This is a genomic window from Pseudomonas sp. NFACC14, from assembly GCF_900106885.1.
GTDB classification, from domain to species: Bacteria; Pseudomonadota; Gammaproteobacteria; order Pseudomonadales; family Pseudomonadaceae; genus Aquipseudomonas; species Aquipseudomonas fluorescens_AA.
On sequence record NZ_FNOA01000010.1, the window covers coordinates 148,247 to 169,641 of the forward strand.

The following is a 21,395-nucleotide window of genomic DNA, read 5'->3' on the forward strand; positions in this document are numbered from 1 at the left end:
AATGTTTTTACACAGCCTCGGCCGATTGCTGTCGGCCGTGACTATCAAGACCAGGTCCGACTCAGAGATTGAAAATCCATGATGTTTCTAGGCGTCGAGCGAGCAGCCGGATCGTCAGCAGGTAGTAATACCGCGCCGCCTCACTGCGCTGGCTCATGCGATGTTCGAGAAACCAAGCCACATGCTTTCTCTGCCAAGCCCAAGGCGTCTCTCGCTGCCAACGCTTTGCAATTTCCGTTTGGATTAGCTTCGCCTGACGTAAATGACGTTGCCGGGTCGCATGCGATCCGGTCAGCACGCCAGTCAAGAACAGTTCCATATCGAATGACTTACTCATGTGTGCCTCCCAATGTAGGCGCCGACCACATCGATCCGACCGTGCCCGAGCTCATAGCTGATTTGCCTCCGTGCCTCACGATCAAGGCACCGATCTACCTGGCTACATTTACCTCCGTTGATAGGTGCGCGATGCTGGGTGATCTGCTCATAGCGTTCGCATGCGTACGCCGCCCGGAGCTCATGAAAGCCTTTGAGGTTGGATGCATGAAGAATGTCCCGTGCAGGGCGGACGACTTCCTGCAGAACATTCAAATAACTTTCGCTTGGCGCAATCAGGTTCCGGCTACCAGCAGGCGACACCTGCTTCGCAAACTCAAGCGCGCCACGAATATGGTCGTCCACCGCAATCCAGCGATGTGCTGATGCACCGGCGCGGCCGCCTTTGGTGCCGTCCTGAATGTTGATCTTGGCTAAGCTTTCAGCCTCGCGGCTCAACCGTGACAGATCAGCCAAGATGGCCTCACGCAAACGCATACCGGTGGCTCGTGCCAGCTGCACGATCGCCGCGGCCCTTAGATGTTGATGGCTGCAAAGCGCCTCGACTATTCGCTGTATGTGTTCGCGATCTTGGCCCTGCGGCACCGATTGACGAACCCCGGTTCGTTGCATACCCAACGCATTGCGCGGACTTGGCACTTTTACATACTGATCACCGCGAAGCGCCGCCATGGTCCTGTTAACACTGGATAGCCGGTTTTGCGCAGTGCTGATGGCTAGGTCGCCGTGCTCAACCAGCCCGCGAAGGTATGCGGCATAGTCTGACAACATCTCGCGATCAATCTGCCGGGCATCGTTGACGCCGGGCCCCGCTTCTGACCGGCACCACTTCACGAATGCAAGCCACCGATCACTGTGCGCCTTGACCGTGCCGTAGTGGCCACCGCCGAACATATCTTTCAGCGCCTGCGGCCCTGCATAGCTCAATTGCCTGCCGTAGCCGAAATTGCGGCCATTGCGTCTACCCACCAATGCCATGTCAGTCACCTCATCATCCGAACTCCGATCCTCGCCCCACGTCATCCCGCCAAGAATGTTGAGTGTTATCAGGGATCAAGGTCCCTGCGACCTGTGAGGGTTGTCCACTAACGCCGGACTGGCGGCTCTTTACGACCGGGAGCTTGGGCAACTCATAATCTAGCCTCCTGAACACTTCCGAAGACGTGGGCGGGTGGAGGCTGCGCTGGCTGACGAGACCAATGCCGCGAGATCCTAAGTCGGGTGAAGGCAGTGAAGCGATGACCGGGGCATGCCTGACTGTCAATCAGGTGCAGTCCATTCCGAGGGCTGCGGCACCATCATCGGCATCGCTGTTGCTGGCGACTTCGGTGTTTGTCACGCCGATTGTCACTAGGGGGAATGCCGCAAAGCCTTTTACGAGTTGGGCTGCAGCAGCGGTAGGAGCGCCCGTCTCTTTCCAGGAGAAAGAGACGGGTGCAGGTTGGCGCAATGAAATGGCCAAGCGGATAGGTTGCTGCAGGGCAGCTATGAAAGGGAGTGAGTTGCCGCAGTGGGCACACTGTTAAAAGTAGGCATCCATCACATCGCTGTGACCGTGCGAGCCGCCGGACGCTAATCGCACTTTGGGAGAACCACCACGGTGTGGCGTAGCCTTAAAGGTTCTGGCTACCTGGGTTGCTGTCAACGACAGAGCTTTGCCCGATCTTTTCTACGCCTGTGGATAATTCGGGTCAAGGCTCGAATTTTTGGGAGTTCTGCGGCTGTGGATGAAATTATCCAGCGGTGGAAATCTGTGGTTTTCCACAGACAGTTGTGTGGGCTTTAGATTTTTTAAGTGAGGTCCATCCAAGCAGGGCGGCTTTGCAGCCCTGCTTGGATGGACCCGCGTGGACAAGCGGATCACTGAGATTTGAAGACCGAGCGCTTACTCGATTGCGCCACGTTTTGCTTTTAGGCGAGTGACGTTCGCTCCGGTCTGGTTCGCAAATTCGTGCGGAGTGACATGCTCCTGCCGATTTGTGGGAGAAATGCGCCTGCTTCGGGTGGCAACGGTCAGAGAGAGTTCTTAATCTGTGACTAGATGACATGGTGATCGGCACTGTGATCTCAAAAGGGGCATATCAATGAGACCGAATTTCTTTCTGGACGATGAAGATGAAGCCATCGCCAAGAGCTATTTCAAGAAAGTGAATAGCATTGGTTTTGTTTGTGTTGGTTTGGCGTTGACCATAATCACAATGCCTCATCCTGAGCGCGCTGCATGGTTTGTCTTCGCGATAGCGATCGCCTATGCGTTTAGCCACGGTGATGCTTACAGGAAGATTGTTGCCAGTTACTTGTTGCGTCATAAAGGGCTCGGCGGTGGTATTCGCTTGGTGTTGAAAGTAGCTCTCTTCTTGCTGGGTACAAGTCTGCTGTCGGGGATTGGGCTTCAGATCTTGACTCCTGAGGTTTTAGGCGTCTTCCCATAGTGGGATTACCTCAGGGATCTAGGGGCGGGCGGATTCAATCAATGATCCGCTTCGCCTTCATCCGAGTAACATTCGCCCCAATCTGATTTGCGAATTCGTGTGGAGTGACATGCTCCTGACGGTTGGCCTCCAGGTACCGGCTCCACCAGTTCATGATCAGCCTGCGCTCTTCGATGAACTCGGCCTTGTGGATGTAGGCGGCACGGACGTTGTTGCGTTCCTTGTGGCTCATCTGCCTTTCAATGGCGGTCTCCGACCACAGTCCTGACTCGATCAGTGCGCTGCAGGCCATCGAACGAAACCCATGCCCGCAGATATCGGTTTTGGTGTCGTATCCCATCGTCCGTAGCGCGTTGTTCACGGTATTTTCGGACATGGGCTTCCAGGGTTTGGCATCGCCTGCGAAGACCAATGCGAAGTTACCTGTGAGCGCATGGATTTTTTCGAGTAGCGCCACTGCTTGCGGCGATAAGGGTACAAGGTGGATGTCCCCGGCCATCTTCGTACCCCTTGTGGAAAAGGGTACTCCCTCCAACGCGGGTCGAGTGTCCGGTATCTCCCAGGTGCCGCGCTTGAGGTCGAACTCGCTCCAGCGTGCGAAACGCAGCTCGCTGGATCGTACAAACACATGCAGCGACAGCATCACCGTCAGACGGGTAAGTGCCCGGCCTTTATAGGTGTCGATCCGCTCCTGTAGTTCCGGCAGTCGCGATAAGGGTAGAGCGGGGCGATGTACCACCCGCGGGGCTTTGATCAAGCCTTCGAGGTCGTAAGCAGGGTTTGCGGTGATAAGCCGGAGGCGTTTTGCCTCGCGCATGATGCTCTGCAGGTAGTTTTGTACCCTTAAAGCAACGTCTATCGTTCCGCGCTTCTTGATCGCTTCCAAGGGCTGCATAAGGTCATGGGTGTCGAGATCAACAATGGCGCGTGCGCCGATCAGCGGGAACACGTGGGTTTTGAGGCGACTCATTACAGTCTTGGAGTGGCCTGGTGCCCACTTGGCCGACATTTCCGTGTGCCAGTCCAGCGCAACGCTTTCAAAGGTTCTGCCTTTGATCACGGCTTGCGCCTTGGCTTGGTGCTTGGTCTCTATGGGGTCAATGCCATCCGCCAGCATTCGCTTGGTCTCCAAGCGCTTGCGGCGTGCATCGGCGAGGCCAATAACGGGGTAGTTGCCGAACGAGGTCAGTCCTTCGCGTCCGTCAGGTTTGACGTAACGGAGCCGCCAGCCTTTGCGGCCATTGGGTTGGACTAGAAGGTAGAGGCCGTCGCCGTCGAAAAGCTTGTAGGCGCGGTCGGTGGGCTTGGCTGAGCGGCAAGCCGAATCAGAGAGTGGAGCAGTGGTGCGCGACATAAGGGTACTCCCTTTTATCGAAGTGACCTTTATCCCAAACTCTACCCTTAAAACGGTTGGAATCCACCAGTTTCTGACGGAAACCGATGGAACGCCAAAACGAAAAAACCCGCCAGAAGGCGGGTTTTTCGGGGGGATCAGAGATTTTGAAAGCCTTCTCTGGAACCTTGTATGGTGCCGGCACCAGGAGTCGAACCCGGGACCTACTGATTACAAGTCAGTTGCTCTACCAACTGAGCTATACCGGCGTGTGGGCGACGATTATAGCGATTGGGTGCGTTCTGTAAACCCCTGAATTCTGACTATTTTTGCGCAGGTCCGGCTTAGGCACGGTGCAGCAGGTTGCGCAGTTTGTTCAGGGCTCGCCAGGTGCGGCTGTTTTGGATGGCGTGGAGTTGGGCTTCGGCCTGTTCGGCGCGTTGCAGGGCGGCGTTGAGTTGTTGGTCGGTGTCGTCGATGGGGTGGCTGAATTTGTGGCCTTTGCAGAGTTGGAAGCCGTCGAGGTTGCACGGTGGGATGTCGAAGGCGGGTTTGAGGGCCAGGTGTTCTTCGGCGAGGTAGTAGGTGTTGATGCCGTCGAACAGGATGGCCTGGTAGCCAGCGTCGGTGACCAGGTGCTCCCAGGTTTGGTCGCGGGCCCACGGGGTTTCGATGAGGATGATCCAGGGGCGCCAGCGGCTGAAGTCCATGCCGCGCAGCACGGTTTCTTCGTGGCCTTCGACGTCGATTTTCAGGAAGTGGATGGGACGGTCCTGGGCGTATTGTTCGCAGATGGAGGCCAGGGTGCGGGATTGGACGGTCTGGTTGCGCACGTCCATGCCGGCGTCGCGGTGCTGTTGGGCGACGCTGGCTTCTACCGTGGACAGACCCGTGTCGGCGATGGTGTAGAAGGTCAGGCTTTCGGCGTTTTCACCGGCCACGCATTGCAGGTTGGTGTCGTGGGGGCGTTGTTGACAGAGAGCGTCGTAGTAGGCCGGCACCGGTTCGATGTTGATGCCACGCCAGCCGCGGTCGTAAAACGCTCGGGTGACTGAATCATCTGTCGGATGGTTGGCGCCGACGTCGAGGTAAAAGCCGTTTTCCACCGATTGAAGGGCGCGCCACAGGCGTATGTCTTCGAAGTTTTGTGCGTAGGAAATGAACGTCACGGCCAGTCCTTGAGTGTGTCGGCATTGTGTCAATCACGATACGTGGGGCTGTTGTATAGCACGGGCGCGGAGGACGCAATTGTTGGCGCGGGGCAGCACTGAATTCGGCGGTTATGTCGTTTTGCTTGGACGCTTATGCACAACGGGCGCGATGAGGCGCAGGGCCTCTTGCGATTTTGTGACCGCTTTCGCGTTTCGTCGCAAATGCCTGTTTTCATGGTTTTTTATCCATATGAACAAAAAATGACCAATGCTGATTCGGTCAGGAAATCACGGATTTCTTGGATTCGGGTTTATTTCATCAACAGAGTTATCCACAGGCTGTTTCGCCTCAGTAACGCTCTGCCAGCAACAGCAGATTGCGCGGCGTCAGTGGGGTTTCGCAGAAGGTGCCAAGGCGAACGTCGTAGCCTTTTTGCGTAAGGAAAAGTGCCCGGTCCAGCACCAGCCAAAGCTCTAGCGGCCGTCGGAAAAGACCTCGCAGTAACTCCAGGTTGCGCACCTCGGCCAGGCGCTGATGGCCCGCTGCCTCCAGGGCGAGCCAATCAGGCGTGCCGACTGTGGATAAGTCTTTCAGGGCTGCCAGATCGGTGCAGTACTGAGCGAAGGATTTTTCCAGCCATGCGCTGGGGAGTGACGGCGTGGGCAAGTAGTCGTTGCGTCCTCTGAGTTGCCGTTGCAGCAAGTCGAAGCCCAGGCGCCAGGCCATGGAGTGGTCCCGTTGTCTTCTGACGCGCGCGCCAGCGGTGACGGTTTCGGTCAGCGGCAGGCTGAGATCGTCGAGCGACAGCTGTAGGGCGGAGCCCTTGGCGGCGTCGGACAGCGCTTGATAGTGCTCGGCGTTGATGCGGTTGTAACAGCACGGTGCGATAGCCAGTTGTGCACAGCCAGCGGCGCTGGCCAGTTGCATCAAGTGCACATGCAGGTCGCCACAGGCGTGCAGGGCTACGGGAGTGTGTTCGGGGTGGAGCGCCTGGGCGGCGTCCGCCGCTAGCACGTCTTGTTGCAGGTGCGTGGCGGGAAGGTGATGGCGCTGGCTCAGTTGTTGGCCGCTGGCGACCAGTGCGGGGTCGTATTCCAGGCAAGTCAGTTGCTGTTCACCGTGCAACAGACGTCGACCGAGGTGACCCTTGCCGGCACACCAATCGAGCCAGTGGGTCGGTTGGGCGGTGAAGTGCAGGCGGCTGGCGAAGGCTTCGATCTGCTGCCATTTGCGCCCGGGCACGTCCACGTTCAGGCGATGGCTTGGGGCAGCGAGTGTGCTGGCGGGCAATTCTGCGACAGCGCTCAATGTGCGAGAGATAGCGGCCAATTCCGGGAACGGCGCGGGTGCGTCTTCCATCAACCACGGCTGATGATGATCATTTTCCGCCGCTTCCAGCGAACGCTGGCGTAGCCATCGGGCCAATTCCGGGTGGGACGTTTCCCAAGGCAGCTGCAGGTGGGTGAACGGACGTGGTTTCCACAGCGCCTGGTGCGTGGTGAGAAAAACGTCCAGCGCCGTGAAGCGGGCGAGCAATGCCTCCTCGCCCGTCAGCACGCCGCTGTCAGCGCCCTTGGCAGGCATCGACGCGCAACCAGCGCTCCAGCTGCTTGAAGCCTTGCACCAACAGGAAGGACATCAGCAGGTAGAACATGCCGGCGGCGAAGAAGATCTCCACCGGCAGGTAGGTCCGGGCAATGATGGTGCGGGCCATGCCGGTGAGTTCCAGCAGGGTCACGGTGCTCGCCAGGGCGCTGGCCTTGAGCATCAGGATCACTTCGTTGCTGTAGGCCGGCAGGCCGATGCGGGCAGCACGGGGCAGCATGATGTAGAACAATGCCTTGGGTCGCGACATGCCCAGGGCTCGTGCGGCTTCGATCTCGCCCTTTGGGATGGCCTGGATCGCGCCGCGCAGGATCTCGGCGATGTAGGCGGCGGTGTGCAAGGTCATGGTGACCGTGGCGCACCAGAACGGGTCCCGCAGGTACGGCCACAGCGCGCTGCTGCGCACGGCATCGAACTGCGCCAGGCCGTAGTAGACCAAAAACAGCTGAACCAACAGCGGCGTGCCACGGAAAAAGAAGATGTAGGCGTAGGGCAATGCCCGCACCTGCCACAGGCGCGAAGAGCGGGCGATGCCCAGCGGAATCGCCAGCAGCAGCCCGGCGATCACGGCGATGGCCACCAGCTCCAGGGTCAGTGTCGCGCCCTGGGCCAGCTTCGGCAGCCACTTGATGATGACGTCCCAGTTCATTGGGTGCTCCTGGCAAATCCATGGGCGGCGCGTCGTTCCAGCAGGTGCATGCCGATCATGGCGAGCACCGTCAGCCCCAGGTACATGAACGCTGCGACCATATAGAAGGTGAACGGTTGCTTGGACACGGTCACGCCAATCTGTGCGTGGCGCATGATTTCTTCCAGGCCGATCACCGAGACCAGCGCGGTGTCCTTCATCAGGATCATGAACAGGTTACCCAGGCCCGGCAGGGCGATGCGCCACATCTGCGGCATGATCAGTCGGGTGAAGATTCGCCACTTCGACAGGCCCAGGGCGACGCCGGCCTCACGGTGGCCCTTGGGAATTGCCAGGATCGCGCCGCGAAACACTTCCGTGGCGTAGGCGCCAAAGCACAGGCCCAGGGCAATGACACCGGCGGCGAAGGCGTTGAGGGCAAGGTCAGGCATGCCCAGGTACTCGCCCAGCGCACGCATCAGGTTGACGGTACCGAAGTAGATCAACAGCACCCAGAGCAATTCCGGAATGCCACGAACCAGTGTCGAGTAAGTGCCGCCAAGCCATTGCAATGGCTTGTATGGCGAGGTTTTGGCCAAGGCGCCGAGCAGGCCGAGCACCAGCCCCAGGCACAGGGCCGAGAGTGCCAGTTTGACGGTCATCAGTGCGCCAGCGGCGAGCGCCGGGCCGAATCCGTGGAGATCGATCATCATGGGTGTGTGTTCATATCGCGGCAGGCTTTGCTAAGGGCCGGCGCTGCGGTGTGGCAGCGCCGGCCGGGTACGTCAGCATCAATAGATGTTGAACGGAAAGTACTTGTCGTTGATTTTCTTGTAGGTGCCGTCGGCGACAATTTCCTTGAGCGCGGCGTTCAGTTTGTTGCGCAACTCGTTGTCGCCCTTGCGCACGGCGATGCCGATCTTGTCGCTTTCCACCACCGGGTCGCCCTTGAATTCGTAGGCGCGGCCGGCCTCGGTTTTCAGCCAGTCATAGTTGACGTATTTGTCCGCCAGGATCGCATCGACGCGGCCAGAGGTCAGGTCCAGATAAGCGTTTTCCTGCGTGTCGTAGAGCTTGGTGGTGATGTCGCTACCCAGTTCGTCTTCCAGCCAGGTGCCGGCCAGGGTCGCCCGTTGTGCGCCGATGACCTTGCCTTTGAGCGAGTCCTTATCGGTCTTGAACTCGGCGCTTTTTGGCGCGATGAACTGCAGTTTGTTGGAGTAGTACGGGTCGGTGAAATCCACCGCCTGCTTGCGTTCCTCGGTGATCGACAGCGAGGAAATCAGGAAGTCGAATTTCTTGGCGTTCAGGGCCGGGATGATGCCGTCCCAATCGGAGGTGACGACTTCGCACTCGACTTTCATCTTGGCGCACAGGGCGTCGCCGATGTCTTTATCGAACCCCACGACCTGGCCGCTGGCGTCTTTGTTGTTGAACGGCGGATAGGCGGCTTCGATGCCCATCTTCAGTTTATCGGCCGCCATGGCGTTGGCCGAGAACACCAGGCTGACGGCTGCTGCCAGGAGGAATTTTTTGTAGGTCTGCATCTGTACTGCTCCGTTAGCGGTTGCTGGACATGAATTGTTTGCAGCGCGCCGAAAGCGGGTTCTCGAAGACCTGCTGTGGCGATCCTTGCTCCTCGACCAGGCCTTGATGAAGGAACACGACTTCGCTGGAAACCTGACGGGCGAAGCCCATTTCATGGGTGACCAGCAGCATGGTGCGTCCTTCTTCGGCCAGGGCGCGGATCACACTAAGTACTTCCTGGACCATTTCCGGGTCAAGAGCGGAGGTGGGTTCGTCGAACAGAATCACCTTGGGCTGCATTGCCAGGGTGCGGGCGATGGCGGCGCGTTGCTGCTGGCCGCCCGACAGTTCGGCCGGGTAGGCGTGGCGCTTGTCGGCGATGCCGACCTTCGCCAACAAGGCCTCGGCCACTTCGACGGCTTCGGCCTTGCTCTGGCCGAGCACCCGGCGCGGGGCTTCGATGATGTTATCGAGCACGCTCATGTGCGGCCAAAGGTTAAAGTTCTGAAACACAAAACCGATCTCGCTGCGCAGGCGGTTGATCTGTTTGCCGTCGGCGGCCACCAGTTCACCGTTTTTCACGGCCTTGAGCTTGAGCTCTTCGCCGGCCACCAGGATCTGGCCCTGATTGGGGTTCTCCAGCAGGTTGATGCAGCGCAGGAACGTGGACTTGCCGGACCCGGAGGATCCGAGGATCGAGATCACATCGCCGTCGCGGGCGGTCAGCGAGACGCCCTTGAGCACCTCCAGCTGTCCGTAGCGTTTGTGCAGGTTGCGGATTTCAAGCGCGGGCGTGGCCTGGGCCATGTGCGGTCCTCATGGTGTGTGCTCCCTTGCTGTTGGCTGCCTTCCTTGGCGAGGCGGCCAAGCTAGCATGCGTCCGAATGACAGCCAACAGCGCTTCGGCTGGTAAACCGGGGATGTGTGGCAGGTTGTCGCATCGGCACAGCAGTCTGTCGCGCCATCAACAACCGAACGGCCGTTTGAACCCTGTCTACCGGTGAAAAGCCCGGGGAGTCGCGTGAAAAAAGGCGCGATGGTGCCAGCTTTGGGCGGGGGTTGGAAGGGTTAACCGGATGAGCGTGTCGCTGTGCTTTGAGTGGTTTCTCGGTTTCCGTTCATAGCCAATAGATCTAAACCTTGCCGCGTAATCAAAATCAAAAGAGAACTCATGAGCTGTTTCCAGTACTTGGAGTCCTCGCCATGAAGCATAACCATTACTTTTTACTGCCCTTTCTTCTGCTCGGCGCGCTGTTGTTCCCGATCATGCTCAACGCTACGAACCTGGCCCCGGTAGACAGTGCTGGCGTGCAGGTCCAGCCACAGCAACAGAACGGCATCACTTATCTGTCCGGGGGTATCGGCGAGGACGAAGCCCGGGCCATCGGGCAGGCCCATGGCTATAACCTGCACATGACATTCGCGATAGGCCCGGAAAACAAATACGTCCCGGATGTGGACGTCACCGTGCAGAACGCATCGGGACAAACATTGCTGACGCTCAGCGATGCGGGGCCGCTGGTTTATGTGCAATTGCCGCCGGGCAAGTACAACGTGGTGGCGACGCGCAACGGGGAGGCGCGACGCGACACTGCTGAGGTAGGCAGCGGGGCCGCGCGCAACCTGGTGTTCCATTGGAACAGTGACGAATAGCCGAGCGGCTTATTCGCTGGTGGGTTCTTCCTGGGTCTGGCGATAGCGGTCCAGCGCTTCGCTGAAGTCCTTGATGAACTCCGGAGTGCTGAGCCAGCGCTGGGCGGTCTCGCGGTCCATGTCATCGACCCACATGCGGTAGTCTACCAGCATGTCGGCGGCCAAGTTGGTCGCCGCCATACCCTCGTTTTCAGCGTTCTTCAGGTCGAGCAGGCCTGGGCGTTCGATGATCATCACGCTCAGGGACGTAAGCAGCGTATCGAGCATTTCACTGCGGCTGACGGCCTCGGCTTCGCGCAGCTTGGCGAACAGTTCCAGCACGTAGACCGGTGGCTGGGCGGTGGCGTGGGCCGGATCGCCATACATCGGGATCGATTTGCGCCCGCTCATGCGGATTTGCTTGGCTTTGTCTTTGGCGCGCTTGGCGCGTTTTTGCTGTTTGTTCAGTGAGGCCATTGGGCTTCGGTTTCCAATTCATTAGGGGGTGGTGCCCGGCTCAGTCGATTTTCGGCACGGTGAAGCGGAATTCGCTGCCCTGGCCTGGCTGGCTTTCGGCATGCAGTTTACCGCCATGGGCCTGGACAATCCCCTTGGAAATGTACAACCCCAGCCCGGTGCCGTTCGGGTTGCCCTCCTTGGTCGTCCAGTAGCGCTCGAAAACATGGGGCAACTGCTCTGGCACAATCCCTTCACCGGTGTCACGGACGCTGAACACGATCTCGTTCCCGACGGACATCGCACTGATGCCCACGGAGCCCTGCTGCGGGGTGAACTTGATGGCGTTGCCGATCAGGTTGGACAGCACCTGGAACAGCCGTTCGGGGTCGGCATTGATTCTCAGGTTCGGTTCGGCCTGGAAGGAGATGTCGATGGCCTTGGCAGTGGCCAGCGGCGTCAGCAGCGAGCAGGCGTCTTCGAAGATCTGGCTGACGTCCATCGGCTGGGGATTGATGGTGTAGCGCCCGGCGTCGATGCGCGAGGTGTCGAGCAGGTCCTCCAACAGGGCATTCATGCGGCTGGTAGCCTGTTGCATGGTGTCGATGGCTGAGGCGATCCGCTTGGAGCTGTGGGAACCGTCGGAACTGAAAGCCTTTTGCATCATGCCGCAGAGCATGGAAATGACCGTCATCGGGCTGCGCAGGTCATGGGACACCACGGCCACCAGTTCATCGCGGGCCTGCACGGCCAGGCGCTCCTTGCGCACCTGGCGGGCCAGGTCGTTTTCCAGGGCCGAGCGCCGCAAGTCGTTGGCGGCGAACAGATCGCCATGGGTCCATTTGGTACTGATGCCGGCCATTTCGACTTTCCAGATCTCGAAAGACGTCCGGGGCCGCAGGCGCAGACCGGTCTCGCTGTTTTCCAGGTCCAGGGGTTTTTGTGGATCGCCGCTCCATTGGAGGGTTTGCTTGACCTCCGGGCGGAACCACAGCACGCCGTTTTCCACAGGCTTGGGCAAGTGGATCGCCAGCACGCCGCTCGCCACGTCCTGATACGCCTGGGCCGCAGGGAACACGCTGCTCAGGTTGTGGTGAGAGAACACCGGCTTGCCGGTTTCCAGGATCCATTTGTGCAGCTCGCGGATCTGCTCCGGTTCCGGGCACTGGCCGTGACGGTGCAGCTTGTTGTCCTCGAATATCGCGACGCCACTGGCGCCGGTCAACTCCATGAGGCGTTGCGGCTCTTGGGACAGGCCATCGAAGACGTTGTCGCTGGACTCGGCCATGACTGCGGCGAGGACCTTGAGGTCTTCCAGCTTGGCGTCCCGTTGCCGAGTCAGCTCCAGGGCTTGCATGGCGCTGATCTGCAATGACAGCACCTGGCCGATGGTCTGGCAGGCCATGCGCATTTCATGGGGCACCAGCAGCGGTTGGCGATTGCCGCAACTGATCAGCCCCCACAAGCGTTCGCCTTCCATCAACGAGATGCTCATGGACGACAGCACGCCCATGTTTTTCATGTACTGGCGGTGGATCGGCGAGACGCTGCGCAGCGTGGCAAAACTCAAGTCCAGGGGTGCCTGGGTGTCGGGCCGCAACTCCGGAATCAGCGGCACCGGCGTGTAGTCGGCGTTGGGGATGATCCGTAGCCAGTTGATGCGATACAGCTCGCGCGCCTGTTCGGGAATATCCGACGCCGGGAAAAACAGGCCCTTGTAGAGCTCCATCGACGGCGCGCTGGCCTCGGCAATCACCTGGCCGTGGCCTTCTTCCTCGAAGCGATAGATCAGCACCCGGTCGTAACCGGTCATGGCCTGGATCTCCCGCACGCTGATTTCGTACAGGGCCTGGAGGGTTTTCGCACTTTGCAGGCGTTGCAACATGCGGCCCATGTTGGCCTCGCCGCTGACCCCTTCGGGGCGATAGTCGCTCAGGTGCTGTTCCAATTCGACGATCAGGGCGCCCTGATGGCGATGCACCAGGGCATCAAAACGCTGCTGGTTCACCACAATGGCCACGGGCACGTTGTCGCTTTCCGGGGCGGCACGACAGGCGATGAGGATCGCCTCGGCCTGTTCCAGCCCCAACAGGGCGTCGAGTGTCTGGCCCACCAGCCTGTGGGGATCCTGCGCCATCAATTGCAACACGTTGGCGCTGACCTGACGGATCACGAAATCGGGCTCGGACAGCATCAGCAACACGCCATGAGGCTGGATGGTCCCGGGAAAGCGAATCGGTTCGTCTGCGCAATTGGCCAGCAGTTCTTCGAAGGCTTCCTGGTTTTCCGTGTTCATAACAATACCTTTTGGCTGTCCAGCCAGTGTTCAAAATGGGAGAACGTCGCCTTGGCGGCACGTGTGACTTCGAACACCTGGGCCTCGCCAAGGTTCCTGTCGTCCAGGTATTGGAGGAAATCCTTCCAGCGTCGGCCAGTGAGCTCGCCATACACGTTGAGGAAGGCTGCTCCGCTGGAGGCGTCAAGCCCGAGCTTCTCGACCACCCTGCGCCGCAGGATCTGCCCCCCGAGCGTTGCGCCTTCCAGCACGTAGGATACGCCGAGTGCGGCGGCACGGGAGTCGATCAGCGGTAACGCCTGGCAGGTGGGCAGCGCGTCGATAGCGGCTGCTTCCAGACCCAGAGCCGTGAGGTCCGCCCGCAGCACCGGAAGTTTGATCCGTAGGGATTGGTCCAGCCCGATCGGCGTCAGTGCAAGTACATGAAGACGTTGTTCCAACGGTTGATAGAAACCGTAGTAGGCCGCCATCAGGCGCCGATACAGATCGAAGTCCAGTTGTTCGGAGAAAAACGGCAGGCGTTTTTCCAAGGCGACGTGCAGTTCAGCGGTTTCGCTCCGCAATGCCTGGATCAGAGAAGGGTAGGGTGCGGCCGATGACATGCAGGATAGAGTTCTTTGGCTGGAGCGTTGCTGAAAAAAACGCATAAATCTTACATGGGTTTTGGGGGATGCAGTCATCAAGAGTGCCGGCATTGGGCAGCCGGAGAAACTCCAGCACTACCGGATCCCTGACGAGATCCCTGGGGCCGAGGTTCTGTTCCTTGAGATTGACGAGGGCCTCCTGCTCCACCGCCGGCCTGTCGCGACTGGCCAGCAGGCGTTCGTAATAGAAGGTGCCGATCTGGCGTTCCAGGGCGCAGGTGGACCGGTTTTTGGATGGCCACTTCGTTCATGTACCAATGTCGGGCGTTGTCGTTTTCTACGCGCAAAAGCGTACGGTAATGGGTCCAGCTCAATTCGGTACGCACTGCGTTCCAAATCGGGAACTTCCTTCCCAAACCGCGCCGTCAGCACTTTCGCCAGCGACGGCAGCAGACGTTTTCCATAAGCCGCCCGTTCGGCGCCTCCTTGCTCGAACTCAAGGCGATTGACCCTGGCTTGTAGGAGCTATCCCTGAGGATTGTCGTCCACCGCAAGCGCCTTCATCACAAAAGCGCTAGGCGGAATGACGGTCAGATCGAGCCTTGGGCCAGTGCCTGGGACGCAGCCACATAATCGGCCTGGAATGGCTTGCTTTCCACCCAGTCCAGCGCGGTCTGCTCATCCACGCCCGTGGTCAGGCGGCGGTATTCGATCAAGGCGGTAATGATGAAGTCGGTCGCTTCTTCCTCACCTTCCTGTTCCAGCACCAGCGCCAGCAGGGGATGGGCCAGGAACGCTTCGCACATCGCCTTCTGGCTGACCTTTTCGGCGGCACTCATGAGTTGGAACAGCTCCGTCAGGTCCACGGTTTCCAGATCGATGCGCTCGTCGTTCGGGTCCAGGAAATCGTTCGGCGCAGCAGCACGCCGAGTGCGGTTCTGCTTGGCTTTCGCCTTGGCGCGCTGGCTGCGCTTGTGCTGTTTGTTCGCCGATGACATGGTCGGATTCCTGATGGATAAGGCCATCTATCCTACAGCTTCAGCGCGGGCGCTTCGAATCTCAATCCACGACGAAGAGCGTAGCCCCTGATGAGGTGGAGGAGCGATGAGGCTCGGCCTGGTCGGCCACCTGATAGCTCATGCCGGGCTTGAGCGAAAATTGCCGACCGTCTTCGAGTTCAGTATTGAGCTCGCCCTTGAGGCAAAACAGGATGTGGCCCTTGGTGCACCAATGGTCGGCCAGATACCCGGCGGTGTATTCCACCATCCGTACTCGAATGTTCCCGAATTGCCGCGTGCGCCAATAGGCGGTTCCGGTGACGCCTTTGTGCTCGGTGGGTTCGATGCTTGACCAATCGGTAGTACCGAAGGGGATGCCGGTGATGTCCATGTCGACTCGCTTGCCAGAGGGGAGCGGACGAATGTAGCTGAGTCGACAAGGCGGAGGAAGGAAATGCCGGGCAATAAAAAACCCCGATCAATTGCTTGATCGGGGTTTTCGGTATTTGGTGCCCAGAGACGGAATCGAACCGCCGACACGGGGATTTTCAATCCCCTGCTCTACCGACTGAGCTATCTGGGCAACGGGGCGCATTAAACGGGTTTTTCAGGGGGGCGTCAAGCAAGTTCTCAAAAAAAATTTAACTATTACCGTCGCTTACGATCCGCCCCCGCGCTGAACAGCTTATTCGGATGGCGGTACGTAGCCTTCGGCCTTGGCGTAATCTTCGCCGGAAAAGTACTTGTCCATCTCGCCCTGAAGGTATTTGCGATCTTCGGCGTTCATCATGTTCAGGCGTTTTTCATTGATCAGCAGGGTCTGGTGTTTCTGCCAGTCGGCCCATGCCTTGGCCGAAACATTGTCGTAGATGTCCTGGCCCTTGGCCCCCGGGAACGGTGCACGTTCCAGGCCTTCCAGTTCTTCTTTGTACTTGCGGCACATGATGGTGCGGGTCATTGCAACTCTCCTGCGTTCATTACGGCGGCCGCGCGTTCGAGCAAGGTTTTGACCGGGGCGGCAAGGCCCAGGCGCGGCGGGGTGGCGAGGTTATACCAGAGCCAGTCGGCCTCGGCCACGTGATGGCCGGTTTCCCGGACCCGGACCAGCCAGGGTTCGATCGCCAACTGGAAGTGGCTGAAGGTATGCACCAGGCCTGGCATCTCGTGTTGGCTGCCCAGTTCCAGCGAGTGTTGCAGGGCCAGGTGTTGCAGGTCGTCGAGGTCGTCGAGTTCCGGCAGGCTCCACAGCCCGCCCCATAGCCCGGTGGAAGGGCGACGGTAAAGCAGGATCGCGCCTTCGTGGTTGGCCAGCATCGGCATCAAGGTGCGCTTTTTGGGCACCTCTTTACGAGGCTTGGGAATCGGGTAGCGGGTTTCCAGGCCCAGCATATGAGCCTCGCAGCCCTGTTTCAGTGGGCAGAGCAGGCAACTGGGCTTGCTGCGGGTACAAAGTGTGGCGCCCAGGTCCATCATCGCCTGGGTGTAGGCGTTGACCCGGTCTTGCGGCGTGAAGCGCTCGGCGGTGGCCCACAGCTGTTTCGCCACCTTGGGTTCGCCCGGGTAGCCTTCCTGGGCGGTGAAGCGCGCCAGCACCCGCTTGACGTTGCCATCGAGGATCGGCGCCCGCAGACCCATGCTGATGCTGGCGATGGCGCCGGCGGTGGACAGGCCGATCCCCGGCAGCTCGGTGAGTTTTTCCACGTCCCGGGGGAATTCGCCGCCGTACTGCTCGACGACGATTTTCGCGGTTTTTTGCAAGTTGCGCGCGCGGGTGTAATAACCCAGCCCGGTCCACAGGTGGAGCACTTCGTCCTCCGGCGCGGCGGCCAGGGCTTGAACGGTGGGCAGCGAGGCCATGAACCGGTCGAAGTAGTTGAGCACGGTACTGACCTGGGTCTGCTGCAACATGATTTCCGAGACCCACACCCGATAGGGAGTGATGTCTTGCTGCCAAGGCAAATCGTGGCGCCCGTGGCGGTCGAACCAGTCCAGTACGGCGGTGGAAAACTGCTCGGCTCTCATCGCTTGAACAGCCCCTTTAGCGCATCTTTCAGCTCGGGACTGACCTTGTCGCCGAGCTTCTCCTCGATCTTGTCGCCGAGGCGGTCGCCGGCCAGTTTCGCCGCGACCTTGCCCAGCCCGTCGTTGTCCAGGCGGCAGGCCTTCGCCCCCAGCTCCAGGGGACCGCGGCAGCGCAATGGCCATTCGACGTCGACGTAGCGTTCGTTGACCTGGCAGGCCGGGTCGGGCATGTCGCTCTTGTCGCCTTCGACGATGACGCCGACGCGGTAATCCATGCCCAGCACCCGCAGGTCGATATCGCCGTTGCCGTTGACGGTCATGCCGGGGACGCGGACTTTCAGGTCCGGGTTGTGGGCGACGCCGTTGGTGAAGGTGAGATTGCCGTTGAGTTGCTGGAACGGCGTGTCCTTGCCCCGGGGTTCGCCGCTGAGGGACTTGCGATTGAGGGTGGCGATGCCTTTGCACAATTGCTGTTCGAGGTTGGCATTGAGCAGCACGCCATCGTTGATGACGAACCCGGCGTTGCCGTTGAGGCTGTCGATCAGGGCCTTCTGGCTATTACCGGTGGCGGTGATCGCACTGTTGACGGTGACCAGGCCTTTGACCGGCGGATTCTTGCCCTGGCTTTCGATGATCTTTTCGGCAGGGACCCGGTTGATACGGGTTTGCAGGCTCAACAGCGGGGTAGGTTGGCGCACGTCCAGGGTGCCCTTGGTTTCGAAGTTGCCGCTGTACAGATCGCCCCGCAGGTTCTCCAGGGTCAGCAGGCCGCCCAGGCCGGTGGCCTTGAGCGCGGCGTTCTGGATCGGCAGTTTATCCAGGGTCAGTTGCCCGAAGGTCAGGTCGGCATCGAGGTCCAGCTTGCTCAGGCGCTCCACCGGAAACAGCCGGTCGTTGCTCCAGGCACCCTGGGTCGGAGCACTCGGCAACGGTGTGCTGCCTGCACCGGCCATGGCGCTGGCTTCGGTGTTGCTGACTTCGGCCTCGCGGGCCGCCTTGGAGCTGTCGGCTTCGGCGGATTTTGGCGGCAGGTAGCGGTCGACATTGAAGGTGTCGGCCTTGAGCTGCACGCGCAGGGCCTGTTTGGCAAAGTCTTCCACGGCGATACGACCGCTGAAGGTGCTGTCGTCGAGCTTCAGGTTGATGTCGTTGAATTCGACGCTGGTCGGCGTGCCGGCAATGCGGCTGGCCAGTTCGACTTTGCCCAGGCTGCCTTCGGCCATGGCCGGCAACGTCTGGCCGATGCTGTCGACGAAGTTAGCCAGGTCGAACTGGGCAACCGACAGGCCGCCGTTCAATTGTGGGGTCTTGTCGAGGTCGTTGACCTTCAGTTCACCCAATGCGCGCAGCTGGTTGAGGGACAGCTTGATGCCGGTCCATTCGGCGACGTTGGCTGCCTTGTCCAGGAACAACTGGCCTTGGGCCGCGAAGTTCAGTGACTTGCCCTGCAAGGGATCGCCCGTGGCTTCGCCGGACAGTTTCAGGTCTTCGAACTTGTAGCGCTGCAAGGCGCGTTCGTAGCGCAGTTCGCCGGTGACCTCGGTGCGCACGCGCACGGCCGGCTGGTTGCTGGACAGGAACGCGGTCAGGGTGACCGGGATGTTGGTGGAGTCATGGACCGGGCCGGTGCTCAGCTGGATGCTTTCGGCGGTGAACAGCTTGCCGGTCTGCTCGTCGGCGTATTCGACCCGGGCGTTGTTCACCGTCAGGCTGTCGATGTCCAGGCGGGTCGGCTGGGCCGGTTTTTCCGCCGGGGCACTGGTGGTGGGAGCGGACTGTTCCGTCGTTGCTGGTGCGTTCGCCGTCGTCGCCGAGGCCGGCACCTTGCCGATGTCTTCCCAGTTACCATGGCCGTTCTTGTCACGGTTGAGCCGCAGGTTCAGGCCTTCGACGCGCACATCGCTCATCTGCACTTCCCGGCGCAGCAGCGGGAGCACCCGGACCGAAAGACCGAGCATCTGCAGGTCGGCGAAAGGTTGGGTCGGATTGGCCAGGGTCGCGACGCTGGCATCGTGCAATTCCAGACCCAGCCATGGAAACAGGCTCCAGCCGATATCGCCATTGAGGGTCAGCTCGATGTGGGCCTTGTCGCGGGCTATCTGGCGGATCTCTTCCTTATAGTCGTTGGGATCGAACAGGTGGGTCAGGGCAAAGCCCAGGGCCACGATGATCAGCAACAGCCCGAGAAGTACCAGACCCAGGATTTTGCCGAACGCTTTCATGGGCGAATCCTTGTAGGTTGAGTTCAAAATTTAGCCTGGGAGTATAACGCTGTGGATTGCCGGTGCGTTGGGCGATCGCTTTTCGATCTTCGCCGCCAGCCAGGCCATTGCTGTCCCGGTGCTCTGGCTTGCAGGCGCACGCCGGGGCCAGTTTGCAGGCATGGCTGAAAAATAAACCGTTCGCCCCCTACAGAAAGCGAGCAAGCGTGCGATAAGACAGATGACACGAAAAAGGTGATGTCACTTTGATTCTTCTTTTGCGATCAAATGATAATCTTTGTCCGTTCGTCCGCCCTTCTGCGACTTGATGTCGCACACTATGGAGCTTCACCGGAAAATACAGCCATGCCTGCGTGCAATGAAGGCTGAGGGTGACGCGTGGCTGACGGACCATTCCAATAACTGGGGGATACACAATGAGCACGAGCATCACGGCGGGCGGCGTCGCCGACCAGCCTGCGTTCCTCTCCAAGGAACGCATCATCGCCAAGCCCGGTTTCAACCGGTGGCTGGTTCCACCGGCCGCACTGGCCATTCACCTGTGCATCGGCATGGCCTACGGCTTCTCGGTGTTCTGGCTGCCACTGTCCAAGGCCTTGGGTATCACCAAGCCTGTGGCCTGTGCACCGGATATGAGTTTCATCTCGCAAGTCTTTTCGTCCCAATGTGACTGGCCGATCTCGATGCTCGGCTGGATCTACACCCTGTTCTTCATCTTCCTGGGTTGCTCGGCAGCCATCTGGGGTGGCTGGCTGGAACACGCCGGGCCACGCAAGGCCGGCGTTGTATCGGCGTTGTGCTGGTGCGGTGGCCTGCTGATTTCCGCGTTGGGTATCTATACCCATCAGATCTGGCTGATGTGGGTCGGTTCCGGGGTGATCGGTGGTATCGGCCTGGGCCTGGGCTATATCTCCCCGGTGTCGACCCTGATCAAGTGGTTCCCGGACAAGCGCGGCATGGCGACCGGCATGGCGATCATGGGCTTCGGCGGTGGTGCGATGGTCGGTGCTCCACTGGCCGCGGCGCTGATGAACCATTTCGCTTCGCCGACGAGCGTGGGCGTATGGCAGAGCTTCCTGGTCATGGCCGCGATCTACTTCGTGTTCATGATCGGTGGCGCCTTGTCGTACCGCGTCCCGCCGACCGGCTGGAAGCCTGAAGGCTGGACCCCGGCGCCGAAGAAAGCCGCGAACGCGATGATCACCCATCGCCATGTCCACGTGAACGTGGCCTGGAAAACCCCGCAATTCCGTCTGGTATGGCTGGTGCTGTGCCTGAACGTATCGGCCGGTATCGGCATCCTGGGCATGGCTTCGCCACTGTTGCAGGAAGTGTTCGGTGGCAAGTTGCTCGGCAACGACCTGCCGTTCGGCCAGTTGGACGCTACGCAACTGGGCCAGATCGCGGCCATCGCGGCCGGCTTCACCGGTCTGTTGAGCCTGTTCAACATCGGCGGCCGGTTCTTCTGGGCGTCCTTCTCGGATTACCTGGGTCGTAAAAACACCTATTTCGTGTTCTTCGCCCTGGGCTTCGCCCTGTACGCGCTGATCCCGAACCTGGGTCACCTGGGCAGCGTCGCGCTGTTCGTGGCGGCGTTCTGCATCATCCTGTCGATGTACGGCGGCGGTTTCGCCACCGTGCCGGCCTATCTGGCGGACCTGTTCGGTACGCAAATGGTCGGTGCGATCCACGGTCGCCTGCTGACCGCCTGGGCTGCGGCGGGCGTGCTGGGTCCGGTGTTGGTGAACTACCTGCGTGAGTATCAGCTGAGCATCGGCGTTGAACGCGCCGCGGCCTATGACATCACCTTGTACATCCTCGCCGGCCTGCTGGTGCTGGGCTTCCTGTGCAACCTGATGGTCCGTCCGGTCGCCGACAAGTACTTCATGAGCGACGCCGAACTGGCCGCCGAACAGGCGCTGGGCCACGACAAGGGTGCCGACAGCACCACGTCGCTGGAGTGGAAAGCCGCGCCGGGCACCAAGCTCATGGCGATCGCCGCCTGGCTGGTGGTGGGCATTCCGTTGGCGTGGGGTGTGTGGGTGACCCTGCAGAAGACGGCGGTGCTGTTCCGCTAAGACCGTTGCCCTGACCCATCGGGCCAGGGCAACCCTTGTGGGAGCGAGCTTGTGTGGGAGCGAGCTTGCTCGCGATGAAGGTATGTCAGTCGAC

General features: G+C 60.1%; 20 protein-coding genes, 2 tRNA genes and 1 pseudogene. 3 read left to right on the plus strand and 20 right to left on the minus strand.

Features of this window, described 5'->3' with window-relative positions; translation table 11 throughout:
• Nucleotides 1–61: 61 nt before the first annotated feature.
• Nucleotides 62–337 carry a hypothetical protein gene (locus BLU85_RS16810; protein ID WP_092201204.1) on the minus strand — a complete coding sequence of 92 codons (276 nt, stop codon included), beginning with the start codon at nucleotides 335–337 and terminating at the stop codon, nucleotides 62–64.
• A complete protein-coding gene (locus BLU85_RS16815) occupies nucleotides 334–1,314 on the minus strand; it encodes an integrase domain-containing protein (protein ID WP_092201398.1) in 981 nt (326 codons plus the stop codon). Before BLU85_RS16815 ends, BLU85_RS16810 begins: the two co-directional genes overlap by 4 nt.
• A 1,106-nt stretch (nucleotides 1,315–2,420) precedes the next feature.
• On the opposite strand from BLU85_RS16815, the gene BLU85_RS16825 reads away from it, so the two are divergent.
• Nucleotides 2,421–2,768, plus strand: coding sequence for a hypothetical protein (locus BLU85_RS16825; RefSeq protein WP_092201202.1), 348 nt, complete (start codon nucleotides 2,421–2,423; stop codon nucleotides 2,766–2,768).
• A gap of 34 nt (nucleotides 2,769–2,802) precedes the next feature.
• On the opposite strand, the gene BLU85_RS16830 is transcribed toward BLU85_RS16825, so the two are convergent.
• From BLU85_RS16830 to BLU85_RS16865, 8 genes are all read right to left on the minus strand, one after another.
• Nucleotides 2,803–4,122, minus strand: a complete 1,320-nt coding sequence (locus BLU85_RS16830; protein ID WP_092201200.1) for a tyrosine-type recombinase/integrase — start codon at nucleotides 4,120–4,122, stop codon at nucleotides 2,803–2,805.
• Nucleotides 4,123–4,294: 172 nt separating this feature from the next.
• Nucleotides 4,295–4,370 (minus strand) — tRNA-Thr (locus tag BLU85_RS16835).
• Nucleotides 4,371–4,445: 75 nt separating this feature from the next.
• Entirely contained in the window at nucleotides 4,446–5,270 is an 825-nt protein-coding gene (locus BLU85_RS16840) for an FkbM family methyltransferase (RefSeq protein WP_092201198.1), read from the minus strand.
• 331 nt (nucleotides 5,271–5,601) lie between these two features.
• Nucleotides 5,602–6,837, minus strand: coding sequence for a methyltransferase (locus BLU85_RS16845; protein WP_092201196.1), 1,236 nt, complete (start codon nucleotides 6,835–6,837; stop codon nucleotides 5,602–5,604).
• Entirely contained in the window at nucleotides 6,818–7,507 is a 690-nt protein-coding gene (locus BLU85_RS16850; RefSeq protein WP_060739629.1) for an ABC transporter permease, read from the minus strand. The genes BLU85_RS16845 and BLU85_RS16850 overlap by 20 nt, the downstream gene beginning before the upstream one ends.
• Entirely contained in the window at nucleotides 7,504–8,199 is a 696-nt protein-coding gene (locus BLU85_RS16855) for an ABC transporter permease (protein ID WP_092201194.1), read from the minus strand. Before BLU85_RS16855 ends, BLU85_RS16850 begins: the two co-directional genes overlap by 4 nt.
• A gap of 78 nt (nucleotides 8,200–8,277) precedes the next feature.
• Nucleotides 8,278–9,033 (minus strand): ABC transporter substrate-binding protein, encoded by a 756-nt coding sequence (locus tag BLU85_RS16860; RefSeq protein WP_060739627.1) that lies wholly within the window; start codon nucleotides 9,031–9,033, stop codon nucleotides 8,278–8,280.
• A 13-nt stretch (nucleotides 9,034–9,046) separates the two neighbouring features.
• Nucleotides 9,047–9,820, minus strand: a complete 774-nt coding sequence (locus BLU85_RS16865) for an ABC transporter ATP-binding protein (protein WP_092201192.1) — start codon at nucleotides 9,818–9,820, stop codon at nucleotides 9,047–9,049.
• A 396-nt stretch (nucleotides 9,821–10,216) separates the two neighbouring features.
• On the opposite strand from BLU85_RS16865, the gene BLU85_RS16870 reads away from it, so the two are divergent.
• Nucleotides 10,217–10,666 (plus strand): hypothetical protein, encoded by a 450-nt coding sequence (locus BLU85_RS16870; protein WP_092201190.1) that lies wholly within the window; start codon nucleotides 10,217–10,219, stop codon nucleotides 10,664–10,666.
• A 9-nt stretch (nucleotides 10,667–10,675) separates the two neighbouring features.
• Here BLU85_RS16870 and BLU85_RS16875 read toward each other — a convergent pair whose 3' ends face one another.
• From BLU85_RS16875 to BLU85_RS16920, 10 genes and pseudogenes are all read right to left on the minus strand, one after another.
• Nucleotides 10,676–11,122, minus strand: coding sequence for a hypothetical protein (locus BLU85_RS16875; protein ID WP_092201188.1), 447 nt, complete (start codon nucleotides 11,120–11,122; stop codon nucleotides 10,676–10,678).
• 40 nt (nucleotides 11,123–11,162) lie between these two features.
• Nucleotides 11,163–13,397 (minus strand): ATP-binding protein, encoded by a 2,235-nt coding sequence (locus BLU85_RS16880; RefSeq protein ID WP_092201186.1) that lies wholly within the window; start codon nucleotides 13,395–13,397, stop codon nucleotides 11,163–11,165.
• On the minus strand, nucleotides 13,394–13,999 hold the full coding sequence (locus BLU85_RS16885) for a biliverdin-producing heme oxygenase (protein WP_092201184.1): 606 nt from the start codon (nucleotides 13,997–13,999) through the stop codon (nucleotides 13,394–13,396). The genes BLU85_RS16880 and BLU85_RS16885 overlap by 4 nt, the downstream gene beginning before the upstream one ends.
• A 73-nt stretch (nucleotides 14,000–14,072) precedes the next feature.
• Nucleotides 14,073–14,482, minus strand: a pseudogene (locus BLU85_RS16890) (DUF1016 N-terminal domain-containing protein); the annotation flags it as partial.
• An 89-nt stretch (nucleotides 14,483–14,571) separates the two neighbouring features.
• Nucleotides 14,572–14,979 carry a hypothetical protein gene (locus BLU85_RS16895; protein WP_063323372.1) on the minus strand — a complete coding sequence of 136 codons (408 nt, stop codon included), beginning with the start codon at nucleotides 14,977–14,979 and terminating at the stop codon, nucleotides 14,572–14,574.
• A gap of 61 nt (nucleotides 14,980–15,040) precedes the next feature.
• The gene (locus BLU85_RS16900; RefSeq protein WP_092201182.1) at nucleotides 15,041–15,370 is read right to left on the minus strand and encodes a DHCW motif cupin fold protein; all 330 of its coding nucleotides are present in this window, start codon (nucleotides 15,368–15,370) and stop codon (nucleotides 15,041–15,043) included.
• A 116-nt stretch (nucleotides 15,371–15,486) separates the two neighbouring features.
• Nucleotides 15,487–15,562: transfer RNA gene (locus BLU85_RS16905), tRNA-Phe, on the minus strand.
• A gap of 102 nt (nucleotides 15,563–15,664) precedes the next feature.
• Entirely contained in the window at nucleotides 15,665–15,937 is a 273-nt protein-coding gene (locus BLU85_RS16910) for an oxidative damage protection protein (protein ID WP_092201180.1), read from the minus strand.
• Nucleotides 15,934–17,001, minus strand: a complete 1,068-nt coding sequence (gene mutY, locus BLU85_RS16915) for an A/G-specific adenine glycosylase (protein WP_072409095.1) — start codon at nucleotides 16,999–17,001, stop codon at nucleotides 15,934–15,936. Before mutY ends, BLU85_RS16910 begins: the two co-directional genes overlap by 4 nt.
• Nucleotides 16,998–19,223 (minus strand): AsmA family protein, encoded by a 2,226-nt coding sequence (locus BLU85_RS16920; protein WP_092201178.1) that lies wholly within the window; start codon nucleotides 19,221–19,223, stop codon nucleotides 16,998–17,000. The genes mutY and BLU85_RS16920 overlap by 4 nt, the downstream gene beginning before the upstream one ends.
• A gap of 416 nt (nucleotides 19,224–19,639) precedes the next feature.
• On the opposite strand from BLU85_RS16920, the gene BLU85_RS16925 reads away from it, so the two are divergent.
• Complete coding sequence (locus tag BLU85_RS16925; RefSeq protein ID WP_092201176.1) at nucleotides 19,640–21,301, plus strand: OFA family MFS transporter; 1,662 nt, start codon at nucleotides 19,640–19,642, stop codon at nucleotides 21,299–21,301.
• The last annotated feature ends 94 nt before the right edge of the window (nucleotides 21,302–21,395 follow it).